The sequence below is a fragment of the Streptomyces sp. NPDC088246 genome (genome assembly GCF_044741025.1).
In the GTDB taxonomy this organism is placed as follows: domain Bacteria; phylum Actinomycetota; class Actinomycetes; order Streptomycetales; family Streptomycetaceae; genus Streptomyces.
The window spans coordinates 2,485-4,984 of the sequence record NZ_JBIURV010000129.1 but is presented as its reverse complement, the minus strand read 5'-3'; the positions used below and the strand labels follow the sequence as shown (position 1 = coordinate 4,984).

Annotated in this window: 1 rRNA gene (cut by a window edge); it reads right to left on the bottom strand. The window is 56.2% G+C overall.

The features are described from left to right. Positions 1 to 22: 22 nt before the first annotated feature. Positions 23 to 2,500: ribosomal RNA gene (locus ACIPEK_RS46150) — 23S ribosomal RNA — on the bottom strand; it runs 732 nt beyond the window's last position.

The following is a 2,500-nucleotide window of genomic DNA, read 5'->3' as shown; positions in this document are numbered from 1 at the left end:
AACACAGTGGACGCGAGCAACTGAGGACAAGCCCTCGGCCTATTAGTACCAGTCAGCTCCACCCGTTACCGGGCTTCCACATCTGGCCTATCAACCCAGTCGTCTACTGGGAGCCTTAACCAATCAAGTTGGTGGGAATACTCATCTCGAAGCAGGCTTCCCGCTTAGATGCTTTCAGCGGTTATCCTTTCCGAACGTAGCCAACCAGCCATGCCCTTGGCAGGACAACTGGCACACCAGAGGTTCGTCCGTCCCGGTCCTCTCGTACTAGGGACAGCCCTTCTCAATATTCCTACGCGCACAGCGGATAGGGACCGAACTGTCTCACGACGTTCTAAACCCAGCTCGCGTACCGCTTTAATGGGCGAACAGCCCAACCCTTGGGACCGACTCCAGCCCCAGGATGCGACGAGCCGACATCGAGGTGCCAAACCATCCCGTCGATATGGACTCTTGGGGAAGATCAGCCTGTTATCCCCGGGGTACCTTTTATCCGTTGAGCGACAGCGCTTCCACAAGCCACTGCCGGATCACTAGTCCCGACTTTCGTCCCTGCTCGACCCGTCGGTCTCACAGTCAAGCTCCCTTGTGCACTTACACTCAACACCTGATTGCCAACCAGGCTGAGGGAACCTTTGGGCGCCTCCGTTACTCTTTAGGAGGCAACCGCCCCAGTTAAACTACCCATCAGACACTGTCCCTGATCCGGATCACGGACCCAGGTTAGACATCCAGCACGACCAGAGTGGTATTTCAACGGCGACTCCACAACCACTGGCGTGGCTGCTTCAAAGTCTCCCACCTATCCTACACAAGCCGAACCGAACACCAATATCAAACTGTAGTAAAGGTCCCGGGGTCTTTCCGTCCTGCTGCGCGAAACGAGCATCTTTACTCGTAGTGCAATTTCACCGGGCCTATGGTTGAGACAGTCGAGAAGTCGTTACGCCATTCGTGCAGGTCGGAACTTACCCGACAAGGAATTTCGCTACCTTAGGATGGTTATAGTTACCACCGCCGTTTACTGGCGCTTAAGTTCTCAGCTTCGCCGACCCGAAAGTCAGCTAACCGGTCCCCTTAACGTTCCAGCACCGGGCAGGCGTCAGTCCGTATACATCGCCTTACGGCTTCGCACGGACCTGTGTTTTTAGTAAACAGTCGCTTCTCGCTGGTCTCTGCGGCCACCCCCAGCTCGGAGAGCAAGTCTCCTCACCAGTGATGGCCCCCCTTCTCCCGAAGTTACGGGGGCATTTTGCCGAGTTCCTTAACCATAGTTCACCCGAACGCCTCGGTATTCTCTACCTGACCACCTGAGTCGGTTTAGGGTACGGGCCGCCATGAAACTCGCTAGAGGCTTTTCTCGACAGCATAGGATCATCCACTTCACCACAATCGGCTCGGCATCAGGTCTCAGCCTTAACGTGTGACGGATTTACCTACCACACGGCCTACACCCTTACCCCGGGACTACCACCGCCCGGGCTGGACTACCTTCCTGCGTCACCCCATCGCTTACCTAGTACAAGTCTGGTTCGTCGGCTCCACCACTACCCTCAACTCCGAAGAGATCGGGCCGGCTTCACGGACTTAGCATCGCCTGATTCAGTATTGGGCGTTTCAAAGCGGGTACCGGAATATCAACCGGTTGTCCATCGACTACGCCTGTCGGCCTCGCCTTAGGTCCCGACTTACCCTGGGCAGATCAGCTTGACCCAGGAACCCTTAGTCAATCGGCGCACACGTTTCTCACGTGTGTATCGCTACTCATGCCTGCATTCTCACTCGTGAACCGTCCACAACTCGCTTCCGCGGCTGCTTCACCCGGCACACGACGCTCCCCTACCCATCCGTACTCCCGTTGGGGATACATGTACGAATGACACGACTTCGGCGGTACGCTTGAGCCCCGCTACATTGTCGGCGCGGAATCACTTGACCAGTGAGCTATTACGCACTCTTTCAAGGGTGGCTGCTTCTAAGCCAACCTCCTGGTTGTCTCTGCGACTCCACATCCTTTCCCACTTAGCGTACGCTTAGGGGCCTTAGTCGATGCTCTGGGCTGTTTCCCTCTCGACCATGGAGCTTATCCCCCACAGTCTCACTGCCGTGCTCTCACTTACCGGCATTCGGAGTTTGGCTAAGGTCAGTAACCCGGTAGGGCCCATCGCCTATCCAGTGCTCTACCTCCGGCAAGAAACACACGACGCTGCACCTAAATGCATTTCGGGGAGAACCAGCTATCACGGAGTTTGATTGGCCTTTCACCCCTAACCACAGGTCATCCCCCAGGTTTTCAACCCTGGTGGGTTCGGTCCTCCACGAAGTCTTACCTCCGCTTCAACCTGCCCATGGCTAGATCACTCCGCTTCGGGTCTTGAGCGTGCTACTGAAACGCCCTATTCGGACTCGCTTTCGCTACGGCTTCCCCACACGGGTTAACCTCGCAACACACCGCAAACTCGCAGGCTCATTCTTCAAAAGGCACGCAGTCACGACTGTT